20 protein-coding genes and 1 tRNA gene are annotated in these 20,496 nt (G+C 72.0%); 10 read left to right on the forward strand and 11 right to left on the reverse strand.

What is annotated here, in order from left to right:
* Positions 1-43: 43 nt before the first annotated feature.
* Positions 44-418 (reverse strand): holo-ACP synthase, encoded by a 375-nt coding sequence (locus DEJ08_RS07960; RefSeq protein WP_181439057.1) that lies wholly within the window; start codon positions 416-418, stop codon positions 44-46.
* Between the two features lie 106 nt (positions 419-524).
* Here DEJ08_RS07960 and DEJ08_RS07965 point away from each other — a divergent pair, with 106 nt between their 5' ends.
* Positions 525-1,562: a nitroreductase family protein gene (locus DEJ08_RS07965; protein ID WP_111055373.1), complete on the forward strand. Its 1,038-nt coding sequence runs from the start codon at positions 525-527 to the stop codon at positions 1,560-1,562.
* Positions 1,559-3,133: a phenylacetate--CoA ligase family protein gene (locus DEJ08_RS07970; protein WP_258367252.1), complete on the forward strand. Its 1,575-nt coding sequence runs from the start codon at positions 1,559-1,561 to the stop codon at positions 3,131-3,133. The genes DEJ08_RS07965 and DEJ08_RS07970 overlap by 4 nt, the downstream gene beginning before the upstream one ends.
* A gap of 18 nt (positions 3,134-3,151) precedes the next feature.
* Here the strand turns inward: DEJ08_RS07970 and DEJ08_RS07975 are convergent, their stop codons facing one another.
* The 5 genes from DEJ08_RS07975 to DEJ08_RS07995 are packed head-to-tail and all read right to left on the reverse strand — an operon-like array spanning position 3,152 to position 6,796.
* On the reverse strand, positions 3,152-3,703 hold the full coding sequence (locus DEJ08_RS07975) for a hypothetical protein (RefSeq protein ID WP_111055372.1): 552 nt from the start codon (positions 3,701-3,703) through the stop codon (positions 3,152-3,154).
* Entirely contained in the window at positions 3,700-4,680 is a 981-nt protein-coding gene (locus tag DEJ08_RS07980; protein WP_111055371.1) for an aldo/keto reductase, read from the reverse strand. The genes DEJ08_RS07975 and DEJ08_RS07980 overlap by 4 nt, the downstream gene beginning before the upstream one ends.
* A 35-nt stretch (positions 4,681-4,715) precedes the next feature.
* Positions 4,716-5,249, reverse strand: coding sequence for a hypothetical protein (locus DEJ08_RS07985; protein WP_071405333.1), 534 nt, complete (start codon positions 5,247-5,249; stop codon positions 4,716-4,718).
* 42 nt (positions 5,250-5,291) lie between these two features.
* A complete protein-coding gene (locus tag DEJ08_RS07990) occupies positions 5,292-6,152 on the reverse strand; it encodes a hypothetical protein (protein ID WP_111055370.1) in 861 nt (286 codons plus the stop codon).
* Positions 6,152-6,796 (reverse strand): SatD family protein, encoded by a 645-nt coding sequence (locus tag DEJ08_RS07995; RefSeq protein ID WP_111055369.1) that lies wholly within the window; start codon positions 6,794-6,796, stop codon positions 6,152-6,154. Before DEJ08_RS07995 ends, DEJ08_RS07990 begins: the two co-directional genes overlap by 1 nt.
* 248 nt (positions 6,797-7,044) lie before the next feature.
* Here DEJ08_RS07995 and DEJ08_RS08000 point away from each other — a divergent pair, with 248 nt between their 5' ends.
* Positions 7,045-9,219, forward strand: a complete 2,175-nt coding sequence (locus tag DEJ08_RS08000; protein WP_111055368.1) for a hypothetical protein — start codon at positions 7,045-7,047, stop codon at positions 9,217-9,219.
* A gap of 54 nt (positions 9,220-9,273) precedes the next feature.
* Positions 9,274-9,346: transfer RNA gene (locus tag DEJ08_RS08005), tRNA-Val, on the forward strand.
* Positions 9,347-9,393: 47 nt separating this feature from the next.
* Here the strand turns inward: DEJ08_RS08005 and DEJ08_RS08010 are convergent.
* Positions 9,394-9,750, reverse strand: coding sequence for a putative quinol monooxygenase (locus DEJ08_RS08010; protein ID WP_111030246.1), 357 nt, complete (start codon positions 9,748-9,750; stop codon positions 9,394-9,396).
* Between the two features lie 172 nt (positions 9,751-9,922).
* Between DEJ08_RS08010 and DEJ08_RS08015 the strand changes: the two genes are divergently transcribed.
* Positions 9,923-10,855 carry an AraC family transcriptional regulator gene (locus tag DEJ08_RS08015; protein WP_111055367.1) on the forward strand — a complete coding sequence of 311 codons (933 nt, stop codon included), beginning with the start codon at positions 9,923-9,925 and terminating at the stop codon, positions 10,853-10,855.
* 8 nt (positions 10,856-10,863) lie between these two features.
* On the opposite strand, the gene DEJ08_RS08020 is transcribed toward DEJ08_RS08015, so the two are convergent.
* Positions 10,864-11,709: a helix-turn-helix transcriptional regulator gene (locus tag DEJ08_RS08020; protein WP_258367258.1), complete on the reverse strand. Its 846-nt coding sequence runs from the start codon at positions 11,707-11,709 to the stop codon at positions 10,864-10,866.
* Positions 11,710-11,815: 106 nt separating this feature from the next.
* Between DEJ08_RS08020 and DEJ08_RS08025 the strand changes: the two genes are divergently transcribed.
* From DEJ08_RS08025 to DEJ08_RS08040, 4 genes are all read left to right on the forward strand, one after another.
* Complete coding sequence (locus DEJ08_RS08025; protein WP_111055365.1) at positions 11,816-12,787, forward strand: SDR family NAD(P)-dependent oxidoreductase; 972 nt, start codon at positions 11,816-11,818, stop codon at positions 12,785-12,787.
* Between the two features lie 203 nt (positions 12,788-12,990).
* Positions 12,991-13,233 (forward strand): hypothetical protein, encoded by a 243-nt coding sequence (locus DEJ08_RS08030; protein WP_111055364.1) that lies wholly within the window; start codon positions 12,991-12,993, stop codon positions 13,231-13,233.
* Between the two features lie 119 nt (positions 13,234-13,352).
* Positions 13,353-13,892 (forward strand): GNAT family N-acetyltransferase, encoded by a 540-nt coding sequence (locus DEJ08_RS08035; RefSeq protein WP_111055363.1) that lies wholly within the window; start codon positions 13,353-13,355, stop codon positions 13,890-13,892.
* Between the two features lie 89 nt (positions 13,893-13,981).
* Positions 13,982-14,647, forward strand: a complete 666-nt coding sequence (locus DEJ08_RS08040) for a hypothetical protein (protein ID WP_111055362.1) — start codon at positions 13,982-13,984, stop codon at positions 14,645-14,647.
* Here DEJ08_RS08040 and DEJ08_RS08045 read toward each other — a convergent pair.
* Both DEJ08_RS08045 and DEJ08_RS08050 read right to left on the reverse strand, forming a co-directional pair.
* Positions 14,644-15,538 (reverse strand): IS5 family transposase gene (locus tag DEJ08_RS08045; protein WP_284180522.1). Its coding sequence is split into 2 segments (ribosomal slippage): positions 14,644-15,186 and positions 15,188-15,538, totalling 894 coding nucleotides; the frame shifts between segments, so codons are not numbered across the junction. The genes DEJ08_RS08040 and DEJ08_RS08045 overlap by 4 nt on opposite strands.
* Positions 15,539-15,703: 165 nt before the next feature.
* Complete coding sequence (locus tag DEJ08_RS08050) at positions 15,704-17,875, reverse strand: phosphocholine-specific phospholipase C (RefSeq protein ID WP_111054669.1); 2,172 nt, start codon at positions 17,873-17,875, stop codon at positions 15,704-15,706.
* A gap of 240 nt (positions 17,876-18,115) precedes the next feature.
* Between DEJ08_RS08050 and DEJ08_RS08055 the strand changes: the two genes are divergently transcribed.
* Positions 18,116-18,871, forward strand: a complete 756-nt coding sequence (locus DEJ08_RS08055; RefSeq protein ID WP_111054668.1) for a GntR family transcriptional regulator — start codon at positions 18,116-18,118, stop codon at positions 18,869-18,871.
* Positions 18,872-18,955: 84 nt separating this feature from the next.
* Here the strand turns inward: DEJ08_RS08055 and DEJ08_RS08060 are convergent, their stop codons facing one another.
* Positions 18,956-20,284, reverse strand: a complete 1,329-nt coding sequence (locus DEJ08_RS08060; RefSeq protein WP_111054667.1) for a nucleotide disphospho-sugar-binding domain-containing protein — start codon at positions 20,282-20,284, stop codon at positions 18,956-18,958.
* Positions 20,285-20,496 lie beyond the last annotated feature (212 nt).

The raw sequence follows: 20,496 nt of genomic DNA on the forward strand, positions 1-20,496 counted from the left end.
CCGTGCCGGTGCGGGAAACCGCACCCCTGTCCGGAGCGCCGGGTCAGCGCTCCGAGAGGGCCACCGCCGTCGCCACCGCGAGCCCCCGTTCGTGTGCCAACGAGACCGCGATCGGGCCGCACCCGATCGACTCCGCCAGGGCCGCGGCCGCCCCGGACAGCTCGACCGTGGGGGCACCGTCGGCGTCGAGCACGACGGCGACGTCACGCAGCGGGATCGCCTGGTCCGGAGCCGGCCGGAGCAGTTTCACGACGGCCTCCTTGCCGGCGAACCGGGCAGCGAGGCGCTCCGGGTCGTCGCCGGTGTCGGTGCGTTCCCGCAGGGTGAACACCCGGTCCAGGTACCGCTCGCCGTGCGCCGTCACGGCGTCGATGACGTCCTCGACCGCGGCGAGGTCGGTGCCGGTGCGGATGGTCATCACGAGGAGCAGGCTACGCACCGGTTGTCCACAGTGCATGCCCTGACCGGCATGGGGCACGCCGGGGGTTCGTATGATCGTCGCCAGGGACCACCGAGGGGGAACGATGGCATCACCGTGGACGGGCATCATCGAGGACGCGCGGCACTACCCGTCGCCGCACAACTCGCAACCGATCGTCGTGCGCGTCGAGGACGACCGCACCGCGACCGTGTTCTACGACCTGCGACGGGGGTTGCCGGCGGAGTCGTTCGGCATCCCGTTCGGGCACGTCTGCGCCGGGGTGTTCCTGGCCGGGCTCGACGTGGTGGCACGGGCGCACGGGTTCACCGTGCAGGAACGGCTCGACCACGCCGAGATGGACTTCGGTCGGCTCGACGCTGGCGCGGACGACCGACTGCACCGGCTGGGCACGGTGACGTTGCGTCCGCACGTGGTCACCGCGGACGACCGGGAGGCCCTGGCCGGCTTCCTCGCACGGCGCACCTCACGCAGGCCCTACGACGCAACGCTCGTCGACGCCTCCGCGATCGAGGCCGCGTCCGCCATCGCGTCGGCGGCCGGGCAGCGCTTCCGCACCACCGACGACCGGGCCACGGTCGACGAGATCGTGCGCGTCAACCAGGAGACCCTGTTCGACGACCTGCAGCACGACGCCGTGCACGACGAGATCCTGCACTGGCTGCGGTTCTCGAAGCGACAGGCAGCGGCCACCGGTGACGGGCTGTCCGCCGAGACGATGCTCATGCCCGGCCGGGTGCTCCGGTTCGCCATGGAGCACCGCGGACTCTGGCAGGCCCCGGGCATCGGCGGGGTCTTCCGCAGGGTGTACCTGTCCACCATGCGGGGCGTCCGACAGCTCGCCTGGCTCGAGGGACCGTTCAGCACCCCGGCCGAGTACGTCGAGGCCGGACGGGTCTTCATGCGCATCTGGCTGGAGCTCTCCGCCCGCGGCATCGCCATGCACCCCTTCGGCACCGTGATCACCAACCCGCGGTCACACGCCGCGTTCGTGGAACGTGCGGGCGTCGACGAGTCCGACGGGCGGATGGCCTGGATGCTGTTCCGCTTCGGACACAGCGACCCACCACCCCTGGCACACCGCCGACCCGCAGCAGCGATGACCGTCGGCGGTGCCCGGTGAAGCGCGCAGCGGTGTTCTCGGTGGTGTGGGTGGTCGAGACCTTCGTCGCACTGTTCATGCCCCGCGTCGGCACCCACAAGCTCCTGCTCACGCCCGGCATCGAGCCGCTCCGCTGGACCCTCGGACGCTGGCGCGCCTGGCGGACCGCGGAACGGGCTGCGAAGCGGGTCCCCGCGTACCGGGCGTTCCTGGCGGAGTCCGGACGAGCCTCCAGGCTCGACACCCGTGGCGGCATCGCCGCGGCGATCTCGGGGCTCCCCGAGATGGACAAGGACTCCTACGTCAAGCGCTGGAGCATCCCCGAGCGCTGCATCGACGGACGCCTGCCCCGACGCGGCGTCGTCGTCGACGAGTCCAGCGGATCGAGCGGCACCCCGACCAGCTGGGTGCGCGGCCCCGACGAACGCCAGGCCACCCGACAGCTGCTGCAACTCGGGTTCTCCCGCACCGCGAAGGACCTGTCCAAGCAGCCGTTCGTGCTCAACGCCTTCTCGCTCGGCGCCTGGGCCACCGGGATGAACGTGACCGCCTCGCTCACCGAGTCCTCCATGATCAAGTCGATCGGTCCGGACCGCGACAAGATCGTGCAGACGATGCGCGAGTTCGGCACCGACTTCACCTACATCATCTGCAGCTACCCGCCGTTCCTGAAGGCCCTGTTCGAGGACGACCGGCTCGACTGGAGCCAGTACACGATCGTGGCCGCGTTCGGGGGCGAGGGCATCAGCGAGAACATGCGCGCCCACATCGAGCAGTACGCGCAGGCCGTCCTCGGCTCCTACGGGGCGAGCGATCTCGAGATCAACCTCGGCATCGAGACCCCGTTCAGCGTGCAGCTCCGCCGGGCGATCGCCGCCTCACCGGAACTCTCCGCCGCCCTGACCAAGCAGGGCGAGTACGGGGTGCTGCCGATGGTGTTCCAGTTCAACCCGTTCGGCTACCTGATCGAGACGAACGACCTCGGCGAACTCGTCGTCACGATCGCCCGCTCCGAGAACATCAGCCCACGCATCCGCTACAACATCCACGATCGCGGACACGTGGTGCGGATGAAGGAGCTGCGGTCCGTGCTGCGGGCGACCGGACACGCGGCGCTCGCCGCGGAGGCCGAGCTCGACCTGCCGCTGCTGTTCCACTACGGCCGGTCCGACCTGTCCGTCGACTACAACGGCGCCGTCGTCGCACCCGACGTGGTGCGGGACGTCGTGTACGGCGACCCGGAGCTGCTCGAGGCCGTCGAGAACCACCGGCTGATCAGCTACGAGGACGACCGCGGTGACCGGCAGCTGCACATCGCGTTCCAGCTCGCGTCGGGTGCCGGCGGGTTCGACGCGGACGCCGCCCGGGGCGACGTGATCGCCGAGCTGCGGCGGTTGAACAAGGACTTCTCGAACGCGATCCGCACGGCGCCGCCCGGCACGCTGCCGACGGTGGCGTTCTACCCGTACCGGACGGGGCCGTTCCGCGAGGACGGCAAGAAGCTCAAGAACGAGTACGTGTGGCAGCTGCCGGCCGGGTCGGTCGAGCAGTGGGACCTGGACCTGTCGTGGGTCGCGGCGAAGGAGGCCTGAGTCGAGCCGCCTCCGGCGCTAGTCGTACTGCGGGGGCCAGTCGAAGGGGGCCGGCAGGTGCGGGACCTCGCCGACGGTCGTGACGACGAGGACGATCTGGCGCAGGTCCGTCAGCTCGATCGAGCGCGGGTTGCCGATCCGCCGGTGCCCGTCGACCCACACCGTCAGTTCGCCGCGCAGACCACCGACGTGCTCCGGACCGAGCGAGACGCCCCACTCGTCGAAGAACTGCCCGAGCGTGAACGTCTGCTCCGTCGGGGACTCGACGTGCACGATGCCCGACGTGTCGTGCGTGTGGATCTCCGCGGCGAACTTCCGGTCGTCGGAGTGCCCGATGTTCGCCGGGACGGTCACCGGCTCGTCGCCGTCCAGGATCGTCAGGTGCGTGTGCACGTGCTCGGCCAGCCGTTCGCCCCAGACGTTCCGGAGCCCGGCGGACTCGGCGCGGGCCGTCAGGTCGGTCGGCCGTGGCCAGGGTGGAGCGTCGCGGGTGGTGACCGCTCCGGGTGCGGCGCACCCGGACAGCAGCAGGAGTGCGGCCACCGCGACCGCGACGCTCCGCAGGTTCACCAGCGGTCGTGGACGCTCGCGCGGAACCACGTGTCGTACAGGTCGTGCACGGTGGCGTCGAGGCCCTCGATCGGCGGCAGGTCGCCCGCTGCGGCGTTCGAGCGCGCCTGCTCCGGGTTGCGCGCGCCGGGGATCGCCGCGGTGACACCGTCCTGCGCGATGATCCACGCGAGCGCCGCCTGCGGGACCGAGACGGCGTCCGGCAGGGACGCCGCGAAGGTCTGCGCAGCACGCACGCCGTCGTCGTAGTCGACGCCGCTGAAGGTCTCACCCTGGTCGAAGGCCTCGCCGTGGCGGTTGTAGTTGCGGTGGTCGCCCTCGGCGAACGACGTGTCGGTCGTGTACTTGCCCGAGAGCAGCCCCGAGGCCAACGGGACGCGCGCCAGGATGCCGACCCCTGCCTCCCGGGCCGCCGGCAGCACGCGGTCGAGCGGCTTGAGACGGAACGCGTTGAGGATGATCTGGACGCTCGCGACGCCGGGCCGGGCGATCGCGGTGAGGGCCTGGTCGGCGGTCTCGACGCTGACGCCGTAGGCGGCGATGGAGCCGTCGGCGACCAGCGCGTCGAGGGCGTCGTAGACGGCGTCGTCCTCGTACACCGGGGTCGGTGGGCAGTGCAGCTGCACGAGGTCGAGGGTGTCCTGCCCGAGGTTCTTCCGCGAGCGGTCCACCCACTCTCGGAAGTTCGCGGCGACGTAGTTCTCGGGGACCTGGTCGGCGCGACGGCCCATCTTCGTGGTGATCGTCAGCGGCACGTCGGCGTTCGCGGCACGCCACGCGCCGATGAGCTGCTCGCTGCGGCCGTCGCCGTAGACGTCGGCGGTGTCGAACAGGGTGACGCCCGACTCGACGGAGGCGTCCATGACGGCGTTGGCGTCGGCTTCGGAGACGGGACCCCAGTCACCGCCGAACTGCCAGGTGCCGAGGCCGATGGGGGAGACGGAGCGGCCGGTGCGGCCGAGGGTGCGACTCTGCATGGGTCCGAGCGTAGTCAGACGCGCGCGGGCGGGGTTCAGCCGATCGTCGAGACGCCGCGGCGCAGGAGCGCTCGCGCTGCCCGCGCGCGGGGGATGACCCAGACGGCTGCCCACAGGGCCATCGCGCTCCAGAGCAGGATGAGCATCGTCGTGATGAGCGTGCCGTGCTGGTCGCGCATCGACCAGGTCATCGCGATCCACAGCACGCCGAGGACGACCTTGCCCCAGCCGGCGCCCTCGCGGTCGGCCTGCGCCTGGACGAGCGGGATCCACTGGTCCGCCGGCACACCCGCGGGCACCTGCCCGTCGGCGATCCACTCGCGCACGACGATCGACCGTTCGTAGCCGCCCTCGGCACGCCAGGCGCGGCGCTGCAGGACGACGGCGATCGCGGCACCAGCCACGGCGGTCGGGATGCCGGCCGAGACCAGGACGGTGGTGGTCGCCTCGGTCCACGAGGACAGGACCAGCATGACCAGGACGACGGCGAAGGCCGCGCCCGTCACACCGGCGCCGAGCAGGCGGAGCCGCCCGGCTTCGTCGAGGACACCGACTCCGACACCGTTCACGGGGGAGAGCGTACCTGCGGTGATCGGGGGCCGGGGCGTTCGTCAGCCCAGTGCCAGCAACCAGCACATGCCGGCGGCGGCGAAGGCCATCGCCCAGCTCACCAGGCTGCCGATCAGGAAGTACTCGGCCTGGTACCCGGTCGTCTCGCGGCGGATCTCGGGGAACCGGACGATCCCCTTCGCGGCGATCAGCGCGGCCACGACGGGGAAGGCGCCGGCCAACGAGAACCCGGCGAGCAGCAGGCGCTCGATCGGGCCGATCATGCGGCCGCCCTTGAGGGTGACCGTGCGGTCCGTGTCCGTGTCCGTGTCCGCCCCGGGTGCCCAGGTGATGCGGCGCCGGTCGAAGCGCTTCCGGCGGGTCGGCTCGGCCGCCATTGCACCGGGCCGTGCGTCGGGCGACATCCCCGGCGGCAGCGCCTGGGCGACGACCACGTTGGCCGAGTCGACCAGGAACAGTGCGGACCCGATGCCGGCGACGAGCGCCGCGAGCGGCACCGCGCCGACGAAGGACGGGCCGACGTCCCGGTGCCAGTCCACCACGAAGCCGGAGGCGTCGGCAGCCGGTACCCAGAGCAGCAGCACGGCGACGGCGACCGCGAGCAGGACGGCCGGCCAGGACCCGGAGCGTCGGAGCCAGGGGAGTGCCCGATCACGACCGCCGGGTGCGCCCCCGGACCGCACCGGGATCGTCGTCGCGACCCACAGGGCTGCGAGGACGACCGTGACCAGCACCGACCAGACGGCGAGGCCGAGGCCGAGCACCGCCACGGCCGTCACGGCGGCCCAGAGCAGGACGATCACCGTGGCGGTCAGCCCGCGCCGTGGAGCCGCATCGGTCCCGGTCCGTGCGCGGACGACGTCGGCGAGCCCGACGAGGGTCAGGAGGACTCCGGCGAGCATCAGCGGCCCCCGTCCCCGAGGACACGCAGGCCCTCGACCAGGGCGGCGACGCCCGACTTCTGCACGGACTGGGACACCGCCGACGGGGTGATGCCCTCGTCCGCGGCGATCTGCGCCTGCGTGCGGCCCTGCACCAGACCGAGTGCGATCCGGCGGGCGCGGGGTGCGAGTCGCGAGACGACGTGGTCGCGGCTGAGGAAGTAGGCGTTCACGAGTCGCTCCGTCGTTCCGTGGCGGTCGTCGGCGTCGTGGTACCAGGACCGCAGGAACGCGGTCCGGCCGTCCTCGCGCCGGTGGGTCTCGTTGATGGCGTCCCGCGCCGACCACCAGCCCGGGCCGTCCTGCAGCGGGCCGGCGCCGCCGGTGCCGATCGTCCGGACCTGCCCGCGGCCGATGCCGAGGCGGATCTGCACGGTTGGGGGGAGTGCGAGGGTCGCGGCCGTGGTGGCCAGGAGTGCGTCGGTGAGCGTGGCGTAGATGACCTGGAACTCGTCGCCGACGGTGGCGCGGAGGGGGTCGAGTGCGCTGACGTCCGGGGTACTGTCGAAGGCGTGCTCGACGTCCTGCTGGGCTGCGGAGCGGTCCTCGAGCGTGCGGGAGTCGACCAGGTCGACGATCACGGCGATCACGGGCTCGGACTGCATGGGTTAAGCGTAGAGCTTCATATCGTCGAAAGTAAGCCTGGGGCTAAACCATTTGGGGCGGCCACGCTCGCCAGCGCGCGGGTCCGCGGCTGAAATGTCACCTTCTGGACGTCTGGCGTCGAACCTGACAGCATGGGCGGACGCTGTCGGAGGGGGACGAGCAGATGGATGGTGCACGACCGGGGACGGGTGTCGCCAGGACGGGTTCGACCGAGACCGCGGTGCGGCGGCAGTACGGTCCACCACCCGTGCCGTCGATTGCGTGGAGCGGGGGCCGCGCGGGGCTCGCCCTCGTCGTGCCGTTCACGGCCGGGCTGCTGCTGGCCGGGGTGGTGCTCCTGCTCGGCGTGCCGGGCGGTCGCGTCGCCCTGGTGAACGGTGCGTTCGCGGCGCTCGACGGGACCGGGGTGCCCGTGGCCCTGCTCGCCGTGGGCACGGTCATCGCGGCGCTCGGGCTCGGTTTCGGGGTGACCGCAACCACCGTGGTCATGCTCGCGGCCACGGATGATGCGACCGCGGGGCCGCGCGATGCGTGGCGGTGGTCGGTCCACCACTGGCGGCTCGTCGTCGAGGCCGCTCTCGTCGCGTTGGTGGCGGTGGCGGCGGGGACAGCCACGGCCGTGTCGTGGCGGGCAAGTGTCTGGGGCACCGTCGTGATCGTCGTGGTGCTGGCGGTCGGTGTCGTCATCGTGGCGCCGCTGCTGCTCGGGTGGGCGTTGCTCCTGGCCGGTGTGCCCCGTCGATCGGCCTTCCGTCGCGCCTGGGGATCTGGTCGGGTCATCGTCCGTGGTGGGCACGAGGCGACGCCGCGCCGCGCGCTCGTCGGGGGAGCGGCGCTGATGACGGTGCTCGGGGTCGGCGTCCTGCTGCTGCTGCGCCTGTTGCCGCCGTCCGTGCTCCGGAGCAGCGTCATCGTGGCCTGGTGCTGCGTCGCCGTGACCGGTCTGGTGCTGGTCATCGTCGCGATCGCGGTGCGTGGGGCCGCAACGCGGAACGAAGGCGGTCGGCTTCGGTCACCGCTGACGGTCGACCCGGCCGATCCGATGGCCCGGGGACGACGGGCGCGGCCTGGACTCGTCGGAGCGGGCGTGGTGCTCGTCCCGGCGGTGGTGTTCGCGGTGATCGTCTCGAGCAATCCGCTCGGCGTCGTGCAGTACGACGCCGCCCCTGCCGACGCGCGCGGCCTGCTCGGCGGCGACATCGCGGACATCGGAGGCCGGACGGCGGTCGTGAGCACGCCGTCGACACCGCCCAGCCGTCTGCGGATGTGTGGGCATGCGTCGTGCGACACCCCCATGGAGATGCCCGGCCTGACCGGCGGCTCCGCGATCGGGAGCGCCGGCGACGGCGGGCTGCTCACTGCCCATTGGAAGGTGCGGTTCGAGGACGAGGTCGCGCAGCAGTACGAGCTCGAAGTCGTGCACTCACGCGCGGACCAACTCGATGTGGCACCGAAGTCGGACGATGCCGCCTGGCCCGCGGGGAGACGGGCGGAGCAGCGTGACTCCGCCGACGAGGCACCGGCCGTCGATCGCCCGGAAGGGCGCCGCACCACGGTCGCCGCCGTCGACATCGTGGAGACCGATCACGGGCGCGTCAGCTACTGGATGACCGACGTGGCAGTCGCGAGTTCCGGCGACCGGCCGGTGGTGGTCGGGATCGCCCGCGGCGGTGAACCGGAAGGACGCTCGCACCTGGTCGCCGTGTTCTGCGAGGACGTGTCCTGCACCGAACACACGGTTCGGCAGGTGGCGCTGCCGTGGATCCCACCGCTGGACCACCAAGGTGTGGACGTCGCCGTCGCGCCGGACGGCACCGCCGTGGTCTCGCTGGTGTCGGAGACCGACGGTCGTTCGCCTACCTTCACCGCCCTTCGGCTGGTGTCGTTCCGCCCGGACGGCGGCCAGCCCGTCGTCCGCGACCTGTCGCACGCGATCCCGCCGGGGGAGCCGGTCCGGGCGTGGGACGAGGCGTACGACGCACGGGTGGCGATCGGCGGCGACGGGAACCCGGTCGTGCTTGCGCGGTCGAACGGTGTCTCGACCCAACGGCTGACGTTCTGCGCGGATGCGTCGTGCTCGTCTTCGTCGCACACGGACATCACGCCGAACGGGCCGACGAACCTGCTTCCGGCGTTCGTCATCGACCGATCGGGGCGGCCACTCGTCGCGGTCCGTGACGAGGAACGCGGCACTCTGGGACTGCTCTCGTGCCGTGATGCGCGGTGCACCAGCTCCGAGCAGACGACGATCGCCCGGTTCCCGGCGGTGCAGGACGAACGGTCGAGCACCAGCACGCTGGCGATCGGCCTCAGCGCTGACGACACCCCGATCGTGCTGTCCGATGGCGTTCCGGAGGACCGGGACGAGGACGCGAAGGGACTCGTGATCCGCTGCGACCGACCTCGGTGCGGGGCGTCGTGACGTGCCCGCCTGGTTCGACGACGATCGAGCGCTGACGCCCTAGGATCGTGGTGAGGGCCTTTAGCTCAGCTGGTAGAGCGCCACGTTTACACCGTGGATGTCGTCGGTTCGATCCCGGCAGGGCCCACTGAGCCACCGCTGGCCGGTCTCCCACCGGGACCGGCCAGCGATCCGTCAGTCGCCGAGGGGCCACAGCCATTCGGCTTCGAGGTCGCCTTCGACGAGTTCCGCGAGCTTGCCGAAGTAGTCCTGCATGTGCGGCTGCTGCACGTGGCGCGCGATGTCCGCCCCGGAGGACCACCGCTCGTAGAACGCGAACGCCCCGGGCTGCTCCTTCGTGGTGTGCACCGAGTACTGCTCGTAGCCGTGCTCGGACCGCACCGTGGGGATGATCGCGCGGATCGCGTCTTCGAGTGCCTGCTCCTTGCCGGCCCGGGCGCGGGCGAACCCGTAGACGGCCACCGGGGTCGTCGAGGCCAGGACGTCGGCGGGCATCAAGCCATCGGGGACGGTGTCTTCGGTCGTGCTCATGGTGACTGCTTCCTTCGTGTCGTTGCCGTCCCGAACGAGTGCTCCGGACGTCGCCAACGCTAGGAGCGGTCAGTGCGACGTTCAATGTTCCTGAGGACCAGGTTCATGTCCGCGAGGACCAACCGAAGCGGTTCCATGGTCCATCCGGAAAGACCGGCGTACGTTCGTCGAAGTGGACGTCCTCTCCGAAGTACTCGACGTCTCCGGAGTCCGGGGAAGTGCCGGCGCCCGGATCGCGGCCGCCGGCGACTGGGGCGTGGAATGGGTCCGGGATCGCGACGCCGTCGTCTACGCGGTCACTGCCGGTGTCGCCTACTTGATGGTCGAGGGCGGTGCCCCGAGGCTCCTGACGACGGGCGACGTCGTCGTCCTGACCACCGGCGCCGCACATGCGCTCTCCAGCGCGCCCGGCGTCGACATCCACTCGTGCGACGTCGCGGCCGCGGACGAGGCACGCCGCAACGGTGGCCTCCTGCGTCTGGGTGACGGGGACGAGCAGACGCAGATCCTGGGCGCTTCGTACTCGCACGACCCCGCTGGATCCACACCGGTCTTCGCCCTGCTTCCTCCGGTGATCCACCTCCGGGCCCAGCAGCTCGACGCGAGCCTCGCGGACATCGTCCGACTCATCGGGCACGAACTCGCTCGTCCCGGCCTCGCGACCCACCTCGTCCTCGATCGTCTCGTCGACGTCCTCCTCGTCGCGATCCTGCGGACCTGGCTCGCCTCCTCGCCAGAACCCGGCGCCTCGTGGTGGGGAGTCCTCCGCGACCCGCTCCTGATGCGGGCTGTCACGAGGATCCACGAGGCTCCCGGTCACCCCTGGACGACCGAGGCGCTCGCACGTGACGTCGCAACGTCGAAGCAGACGCTGGTGCGCCGCTTCCGGGCGTTCGCGGACACCACGCCGGGGGAGTACCTCACCCGCTGGAGGATGGACCTCGCAGCGCGTCGACTCCGTGACACCGACGACGGCCTCCAGAAGATCGCCGCCGACGTCGGGTACACCTCTGTCTACGCGTTCAGCCGAGCCTTCAGCCGCGAACGGTCGCTCCCGCCCGGGCGGTACCGAACGGTCGCCCGCGCAGGTGAGCGCGCCGATTGACGGGAGCACTACTCGCTGATCGTCGATGTGCTCGCCGCGCCCATGGAGAGCAGGATCAGCGCGCGCGCCGTTGCAGAGCCGGCCTCGCAGCCGTAGACGACCAGCTGCAGGCCGGGTGACCCCTCGACGGCGAAGGTGTGGGCGTCGAACTCCAGCCGCCCGACCTCCGCGTGCTCGAACTGCTTCGCGGTGGTCGTCTTGCGCTGTACCCGTTGCGTGCTCCACCGGTCCGCGAACTCCGGGCTGGCATCGTTCACTTCCGCGATGAGACGGAGGAGGCGCGGGTCGCCCCCGAACTCCGCGGTCGCCGCCCGCAGGCTCGCGACGGTTGCGTCGGCGGCGCGGGCCCAGTCGGCGTGGAAGTGCCGAGCCGTCGGGTCGAGGAAGGCCATCCGCACGAGGTTGTCGAGGCGTCCGAAGGGTGCGTACACCGCACGGGCAAGGGCGTTCGCGGCGAGGACCTCGTGCGCGGGGTCGATCACGAACGCGGGGTGTGTCGACCACGAGTCCAGCAGCTGCCCGAGAGCCGGCGTCACCGACGTCGCCATCCGGGGGACTCGCGGGGAAGCAAACAGTCCTGCCAACGCGAACAGGTGGTCGCGCTCGTCGCCCTCGAGCTCGAGCCCGTCGGCGATGCCCTCGAGCACAGCGGCGCCGGGGCTCACCTCTCGCCCTTGCTCGAGGCGCGTGTAGTAGTCGACGCTGAGGCCGCCGAGCACCGCGAGTTCCTCGCGGCGAAGCCCGGGAACCCGGCGGACACCGCCGCCTGGCAGTCCGAGCGACTCCGGGGCGAGGCGGCCGCGGACGGCGCGCAGGTACGCGGCGAGGGTGAGGTCGTCGGCGGGCATGGGCATGGGCACGGGACCAGGGTAGGTGGCAGGAACTCCGCCTCCCTGGTCCTGCCGCACCCCGGCAGGACAGGGCGATGGTCCGGGGCTGCGCGGCGTCGAGGCTGGGGGCATGGACACCAGCAGCACGCCCCAGCCCGTTCACCCCTACCTCGGCCTCTGGGTCACCGCCGACGGCCGCATCCGCCACGAGCTGCGGCCCGACGGTCGTTACGTGGAGGCCCGAGGTGACCGTGAGGCGGCCTACGTGGGCACCTACGAGGTCGACGGCGACCACATCGACTACCGAGACGACACCGGCTTCACCGCGGACGGCGACTTCAGGGACGACGTCCTGCACCACGCCGGCATGGTGCTGCACCGACGGAAGGTCGTCCTCGTGACCGGCGCCTCCAGCGGCATCGGGCGCGCGACGGCCGTCCGCCTCGCCGCGGCCGGCCACCCCGTCGTGCTCGGGGCCCGGCGCACCGACCGGCTCGACGAACTCGTCAGCGAGATCGAGGGGGCGGGCGGTACGGCGATGCCAGTACCGCTCGATGTCACCGCCCTCGCCTCGGTGCAGGAGTTCGCGACTGCTGCCCGGGCACGCTTCGGGCGGATCGACGTGCTCGTCGCGAACGCCGGCGTGATGCCGCTGTCGCCCCTCGCCGCAGGCCTCGTCGACGAGTGGGACAGGATGATCGACGTCAACGTCCGCGGCCTCCTCCACAGCATCACGGCGACACTGCCCACCATGCTCGCCCAGGGCACTGGCCACGTCGTGACGATCGCATCCGTCGGTGCCTACGACGTCTCGCCCACGGCTGCCGTCTACTGCGGCACGAAGTTCGCAGCACGGGCGATCACCGAGGGGCTGCGTCAGGAGTCACCGCGCGGGATCCGTGTCACCACCGTGTCGCCCGGAGTCACCGAGTCCGAGCTCGCCGCAACGATCACCGACCCCTCCGCCGCCGCCGCGATGGTCGTCTACCGTGCCGAGTCGATCTCCGCCGACGCGATCGCCCGCGCCGTCTCCTACGCGGTGGCCGAGCGACCCGACGTCGACGTGAACGAGATCGTCGTGCGACCTGCGGCCCAGCGTTGAGTTGCTCCGCAGTGTCGCAGCGAGCCGCCGGGCGAGGCGTGGCGGGTGGCCGTCACCCCGGAGGGGCTACGACGCAGGTCACGAGTGCAACAGCGCTCAGGGCGATGAGGGCGATCGCTCACCGGCGTGAGGCTGTTCGACGTGTCATCGGGTCACGGTAGCGGTCCTCGGCGATCACCCCGGCGTCCGGTAGCGTCAGCGCCGTGACCGAGATGCAGCGACGCAGTCTGCTCGAACGGCTGATCGGCAAGCCCCTGCCGTGGCTCGCCTGGGTGTGGGCGGTCATCGCGCTGGTCTGGCTCGTCCTGGCCGTCGTCGAACCGTCCCGGTTCCACACGCAGATGGCGGTCCTCTGGATCATCCTCGCCGCCGTGCAGATCGGCTCGGTGTCCTACGCCCGCGCGCAGGCGCGGAAGCGTGCTCGGAACGCAGGCGACGACTCGTAGCCGGCCCGACGCCGGCGCCCAGAGCACGTCCGCGCCCGGAGCACGCCCACGCCCGCCCAGTGCATGAGCGTGCGCAGAGCTCGGCGAGATGCCTGTGCGCTGCGTGAGAGCATGCGGTCGTGACAGACGAACCCCTGCTCGAGATCCGGTCGGCGTCCGAGACGGACGCGGCATCCGTCGCTGCGGTCGTCGTCCGTGCGTACGCCAACGAACAGGGTTGGGTGAGCGACGCCGAGCTGGTCACCGGGGAGCGGACGAGCCCGGACCAGGTGCGTGCGATGATCCGTGCCCCGCGGTCGGTGGTGCTCGTCGCGGTCCACGACGCCACCATCGTCGCGACGTGTCACCTGCGGGCCTCCGACCGGGCGACGGCGCACCTCGGCATGCTCGCTGTGGACCCGGCGTGGCAGTCCCGAGGCATCTCCCGGCGGCTCCGGACCGCGGCGATCGCGTACGCCGAGGAAGCCATGGCATGCGAGTCCGTCGAGCTCGAGGTGCTCAGCGTGCACGAGGGACTGCGACGCGTGTACGAGCGAAGCGGGTTCATCGCGACGGGGGAGACCCGACCGTTCCCGGCACACGTCGCTCGCGTCGCGGGGCTGCACTTCGTCGTGCTCCGGAGATCGCTCGGCGCGTCTGGACAGAACCCGGACGTGTGACCCGAGCGGCGCGCCGCCGCCGGGACCCGTAGGCTCCAGGCGGACCCACCGGTGCACGGGGCGCACGGTGGGATCCGAGGGGGAACCACATGACCATCACATCCAGGATCACCACCGCGGGGACGGCGACCGTGATCGTCGTGCTCGCACTGTCCGGCTGCGCCGGCACCGGCACCACCGCACCGGGGACGGAGCGAGCGGCAACGCAGTCGTCGACACCGACACAAGCGCCGACCCAGGCACCGACGGAGACGCCGACCGCGCCGGCCACCGTCGACTCGGCAACGAAGGACCTCACGTTCGAGGACGGCGACGCGCTCTCGGCGAGCACGCTGCCCGCGTTCGGGCTCCAGGTCTCGGCACTCGACGGCTGGGAGCAGACCGGCGAGGACCCGACCACCGGGTCGCGTGAGTACACGAACGCCGACGGCTCCGTGGCGACGATCACGCAGCAGCGGCTCACCGACCTCGACCCGACGATCGGGGACCGTGCCGCCACCGAGCAGCTGTTCACCGCGGCGGGGCTCCCGGCCGACCGGCTCGAGGAGCAGCTCCTGCCGACGATCACCGGCGGCACCGCGCAGTTCCTGTCGATCGCCGGGCACAACACGGACGGGTCCTGGTCGGCGACGGTCGCACGCGCCTTCGCGAAGCCCGGAGCGGCGCTCATCGTGAAGGTCCGGACGACCTCGCAGGATGCGCTCCGTCCCGACCTGCACGACATCCTGGTCAACGCGCAGGTGGTCGTCGCCTAGGGCGTGTCTTGCAATTGGTGGAGCCAGGCGATGACGGCGTTGAGGACGACGGCGGCGCGGTAGACGATCGCGAGTTTGTCGTACCGGGTCGCCAGGCCTCGCCACTGCTTCAACCGACAGAAGCCGCGCTCGATGACGTTGCGCTGTTTGTAGTCGATCGGGTCGTAGGTGACGGGTCTGCCGCCGCGGAATCCGCGCCGCTTTCGGTGTCCTTGCTGGTCGCGGGGTTCCGGGATCACTGCCTCGATGCCGCGACCGCGCAGATGGGCTCGGATGGCTCGGGATGAGTACGCCTTGTCACCGCGGAGCTTCTCGGGTCGGGTGCGTGGCCGGCCGACTGGCCGAGCGACGCGAAGCTCGGCCAGCAGGGGCAGCAGCATCGGTGAGTCGCCGGCCTGCCCGGGTGTGATCAGTGTCACCAGCGGCAGCCCGTGCCCGTCGACGAGCTGGTGCACCTTCGTGGACAGGCCGCCGCGGGAGCGGCCGAACCCGTGGTCAGGCGGCTCGGACCGAGGATCCGTGTAATTCGATGAAGCCCCCTGTGGTGCGGGTGATGTTCGTGGCGTGCTGATGCGCACGGGCGATCGTGGAGTCCACCGACACCGACCAGTCCACCTGCCCGGCCGCGTCCGCCGCGGTCAAGAGCCGGTCGAGGACGATATCCCAGGTGTCATCGCCAGCGAGCCGGCGATGCCAAGCCCATACCGTCTGCCACGGCCCGAACGTCCGCGGCAGGTCCCGCCACGCGATCCCGGTCCGGTACCGGTAGATGATGCCCTCGACCATGCTCCTGGCGTCCGCGAACGGCCGCCCCGCGCGACCCGTCCGACCGGGCAACAAATCAGCGATCAACACCCACTGAGCATCCGAGAGCAACTGGAAGCGAGGCACCCCAACAGCATCCAGGAATCACGAGCAACCGATTACAAGACACGCCCTAGCGCGAGCGACGGGACGCGAGGCGGACGGGAGGCCCGGTGCCAGCTGGCACCGGGCCTCCCGTCCGTCGTGGACGCGGCCTGACCGCCCCTGCCGACCCACGCGGGTCGGCCCGCCTCAGCGCTCCGCGCGCCCGGCGAAGCGGTACCGGAACCCGGGCACACCGTCGGCGGTGACGACCACGTCGTAGTACCCCCACTCGTCGAGCGGCCAGTGCATCGTCTTGTGCCCGGAACCGCGGACGTGCGCGGTCTCGCGGTGCTCCACGAAGTCGTTGGCCACGAGCACGAAGCGGAGCTCGGCCCTGCCGGTGTTCTCGAGCAGGAGCTGCAGGGTGCGCCGACCGCGGGTGTCCCGGACGACCGAGACGTGCGGGACGCCGCCGGTCGCCGGACCACCGACCGCGACGGTGCCGGCGAAGCGCCGGAGGAACCGGTCGGGTCCGTAGACGCTCACGTCGTAGGCGCCGGCGGTCGTCGTGGTGTCCCATGCCCAGTCGGCGGTGGCGCCCACCGGGACGGTCTTCGGGTGGGCGGCGAACGGCATCGCGATGTTCGGGTACACCAGGAAGTTGACCCCCTGGCGACCGTCGTTCGCGAGCGTCACGGTGACCCGACCGGTCCGGTGGTCGATGGTCGCGTCCGCGTGCTGTCGGTAGGGCAGGCTCCGACGGCGGACGGTGCCGGGCTCCTGGACGGGCACGGTCTGCGCGCCGATCGCGGGTTCCTCGATGGGCGGCTTCGCCTGGTCGGCGTCGGCGGCCGCGACGAGCGCGCGGGTCTGCTCGATGCCGGGGACCACGTCGGCGCCGGGGATGCTCGCGTCGGGGGCGCTGAAGTCGAAGCAGCTCGTCAGGTCCCCGGAGACGGTCCGCCGCCAGTCGGAGATGTTCGGCTCGCGGACGCCCGTGACGTGTTCGAGGAACTGGATCACGGAGGTGTGGTCCGCCACCTGCGAGTTGACCCACCCGCCACGGCTCCACGGGGACACCACGGTCATCGGCACGCGGGCGCCCATGCCGATGGGCAGGCCGTCGACGTACTCGTCGGGGGTGCCGGGTTCGGCGAACGGGGGGACGACGTGGTCGAAGTACCCGTCGTTCTCGTCGTAGTTGATGAGCAGGACGGTCGAGGCCCAGGTGTCCGGGTTGCTGAAGAGCGCCTGCACGACGGCGTTCGTGTAGTGGGCGCCGTAGTCCGGGCTGGCCGCCGGGTGCTCGCTCCAGCCGTAGGGGGCGACGACGTACGACACGGTCGGCAGGCTGTTGGTCGCGCAGTCCTGGCCGAACTGGCTGAGCAGGTGGGTGACGTCGAGGCCCTTGCCGGAGTTCGGCTTCCACCCGTCGTGCAGCCCGGCACGTGCGGCGAGGTCCTGCTGGGCGGGGTCGGAGGACGCGAGCGCGCGGTGGTACTGCTCGAACAGCCAGAGCGGGTTGTCGCCGTAGTCGCCGACGTACGGGTCGGCGGAGCTGTCGCCGACCTCGTCGTTGGCGTAGGTCTTCCAGGTGACGCCGGCCGCCTGCAGTCGTTCGGCGTAGGTGGTCCAGGCGAACACCGGTTCGTAGTCCGCCGGGTTGTCGGTCGCCGGTCCGCCCTGGGCGCCGCGGGGGTCGATGGTGCCGGACCACTGGTACAGGCGGTTCGGCGTCGTCGGACCGTTGAGCGAGCAGTGGTAGTCGTCGCAGACCGTGAACGCCCCGGCGAGTGCGCGCTGGTAGGGGATGTCCTCGCTGGTGAAGTAGCCCATCGTCTGGGCGCTCTTCGCGTCGACCCACCGGTTCCAGGCACCGCCGTTCCACGCGGTGTGCCCACCGCCCCAGGAGTGGTCGAGGCCGTCGGCGTTCTGCGCGTTGAACCGGGTGGTGTCGAGCCGGAACGGCAGCATGGCGCCTCCGTCGGTGCGGGCCGCCGCCGGCTGGTGGAAGACGTCGTGTCCGGTCGGCAGCTCGAGCGCCTGCTTGTCCGAGAACCCGCGGACCCCGGGCATCGTGCCGTAGTAGTGGTCGAAGGACCGGTTCTCCTGCATGAGCACGACGACGTGCTTGACATCGGCGATCGTGCCGGTGGGGACGGCACGAGCGGTTGCGGCGCTGGCGCGGTCGGCCGCGCCCGGTCCGAACGCAGACCCTGCGGCGACGCCGACCATGATCGCTGCTGCGCCGCCGACCAGGACCGTCCGGCGGCTCAGGCCGGGGCGGACCGCTGCGGTGTACGGCGCGTCCGGGGTCAGCGGTGGTGCGGCGTCCAGGCTGACGTCGGGTGCGCCGTGTTCGGGCTTCCTCGTGCTCATCGCGGGCCTTCCAGGTCGGTGGGAGTGCGGGCGCTGCGGGGGAGGAGCGCCCGTCAGCATGACAACGAGGTGCGCTGAACCGTGCCTTGCCCGGCCGTGGCGGCGGGGTGAACGCGTCCGGTGGAGTCAGGATCGACCTGTCCAGGTGTGCCGCGGCTGGGCCCCGTTGTTCCGGTGTCGGCCCCGCGAAGACTCCGACCCACCTGGACAGCTCCTGCCGCGGCGGGGGAGGATCACCGGGTGCGACCACTGTTCCGGGACATCGCCGAGGACATCGCCGACCGGGTGCTCCGCGGTGAGTTCGACGCCACGGGTTTCCTGCCGGCCGAGCACGACCTGGCGGCCGACTACGCCGTCGCGCGCGGCACCGTGCGGAACGCGCTCGAGCTGCTCCGCGACCGGCAGGTCCTGACGGCACGTGCCGGCTCCCGCTGGCGCGTGCGCACCACGACGCTCGGCCACGAAGCCGGCGCACTCGAGTCCTTCGGTCAGCTGGCCAGGGCCAGGGGGCACGAGCCCGGCGGGCGGGTCGTGGCGGTCGAGGAACGACCGGCCACCGTGCGCGAGCGGCGCCTGTTCCGGGCCGCGCACGACGAGCCCGTCCTGCACGTCGTGCGGGTGCGCTCCCTCGACGGTGTCGACGTCATGCTCGAGCGCACCGCCTACGCGCCGTGGGTCGCCGCCGTCATCCGGACGATCCCGGGCGGGCAGACGTCGGTGTCGGCGACCCTGGAGGACCGGTTCAGCATCCGGGTCGGTGCCGCCGTCACCACCGTGGACGCGCTGCTGGCCGACGACGCCGACGCCGCGCTCCTCGGGGTCCGGCCCGGCGCGGCGCTCCTGCAGGTGCGCCGGTCCAGCACCGCCGAGGACGGCCGCCCGCTCGAGGCGGGCGACGACCGGTACGTCGCCGGGACCGTGCCGCTCCGGATCCGGACGGCGTCCGCAACGGCACCGGCACCGCGGACCGGCACCGGGCACGACGACGCGGGATGAGCCGGACGGGAGGCCCGGTGCCAGCTGGTACCGGGCCTCCCGTCCGTCTCCACGCGACCCCACGACGTGGGCCGGCAGGCGGGGTCAGCGTCGCTGTGCGCCGTCCGCGGCGGCGGCCGCTGCCAACCCGGCCTCGATGACGTCGACGGGGTCCGGCAGGGCCGCGATCGACGCGGCGACCTGACGGCTGCGGGTGCGGTGGGTCGGCGTCACCAGGACCTCGCGGACCGCCCGACGGATCGCCGCCGGCCGTGGCGTCCCGGAGCGCAGGTTCTGCCCGCACCCGGCCCACGCGACCCGGGTGGCGACCTCCGGCTTGTCCTCGGTCGACCCTGCGACCACGAGCGGCACGCCGTGTGCGAGGGCACGCTGCACGCCGCCGAACCCGCCGTTCGTGACGACGGCGCTGCACCGCGGCAGCAGCTGGTCGTAGGGCAGGAAGGTCGCCACCCGGGCGTTGGCGGGCAGTGCCGTGCCGAGCGCGCGGTCGACCTGGTCGACGGGGCGGCCACCGGTGGTCGCGACGACGAGGACGTCCTCGTCCGCCAGCGCGCGGAGTGTCGGCGCGATGAGCCGGCCGAGGTCGACGGTGTCGATCGTGCCCTGGGTCACGAGCACCACCGGAGTGTCGGTGTCCAGGTCGCCCCACCACGCGGGCAGGTCGGCCGCGGGCGTCGGTGCCGCGCGGGCCACGACCGGACCGACGAACCGGACCGAGTCGGGGAGCTCGCGCCGGGGGTACTCGAGCTCCGCGACGCTCAGCTGGAACAGGGTGTCGAAGCAGCGGTAGGCGAAGTCGAACGTCCCGGTCTGCGACGGCGGCGCCCCCACCTCGGCGAGCACGGCGTCGACGGCCTGTTGCAGCGGGCGGGTGAGCACGGGGTGGATCGCGGCGGTGAGCAGTCGGTTGCGCACCCGCGCCAGTGGCCCGCGACCCGGCGCGAGTGCGGTGCCGAAGGGGGCGGCGTCGACGCTCGTGAGCGTCACCGGGGTGGTCGCGATCCCGAGCACGGGCAGGCGGTCGCCCGGCGGCAGCGCGAGGTACGGGGCGAGCCCGGTGAACGTCGCCTCGCCGAGCACCGCGTCGAACCGGCTCGTTGCCAGCAGGGCCGTCAGCGCGCGGTACTGGGAGGGGATCGGCCGGACGAACATCGCGATGATGCCCTCGCGGACGACCGCGATCCCGCGGGCAGCAGTGGCGTCGGCGAGCCGGTCCTGCAGGTCGGCGTCGTCGAAGTCGACGTCGGCCGGGAGCCCCACGAACCGGAGCCCGGCGCCGACGACGAGCTCGCGGTACTTGGACCCCGTCAGCACGGTGATCTGGTGGCCGCGTTCGGCGAGGTCGCGGCCCACGTCGACGAGGGGCGCGAGGTGGCCGTAGACGGGCGGGGCGCAGAGCAGGTACGAGGACACGGGGGCCGCTTCCGTCGGGGGATGGCCGGACGTTCGGAGCGTAGGCGCGGCGAGCAGGCGTGTGGCGCGGCACGGACTGGGTGTGGGTGAGAGTCCTCGAGCACACGACGGCACACACGTCGGCGCCCGGGTGACGTACTGCGTCCGCAGTAGTCGGGGCGCTCCCGCTGCAGTACCGCTCGCGCTCCGGATCGGCGCACGCTGAGGACCAC

This window comes from Curtobacterium sp. MCLR17_054, assembly GCF_003234335.2.
Taxonomy (GTDB): domain Bacteria; phylum Actinomycetota; class Actinomycetes; order Actinomycetales; family Microbacteriaceae; genus Curtobacterium; species Curtobacterium flaccumfaciens.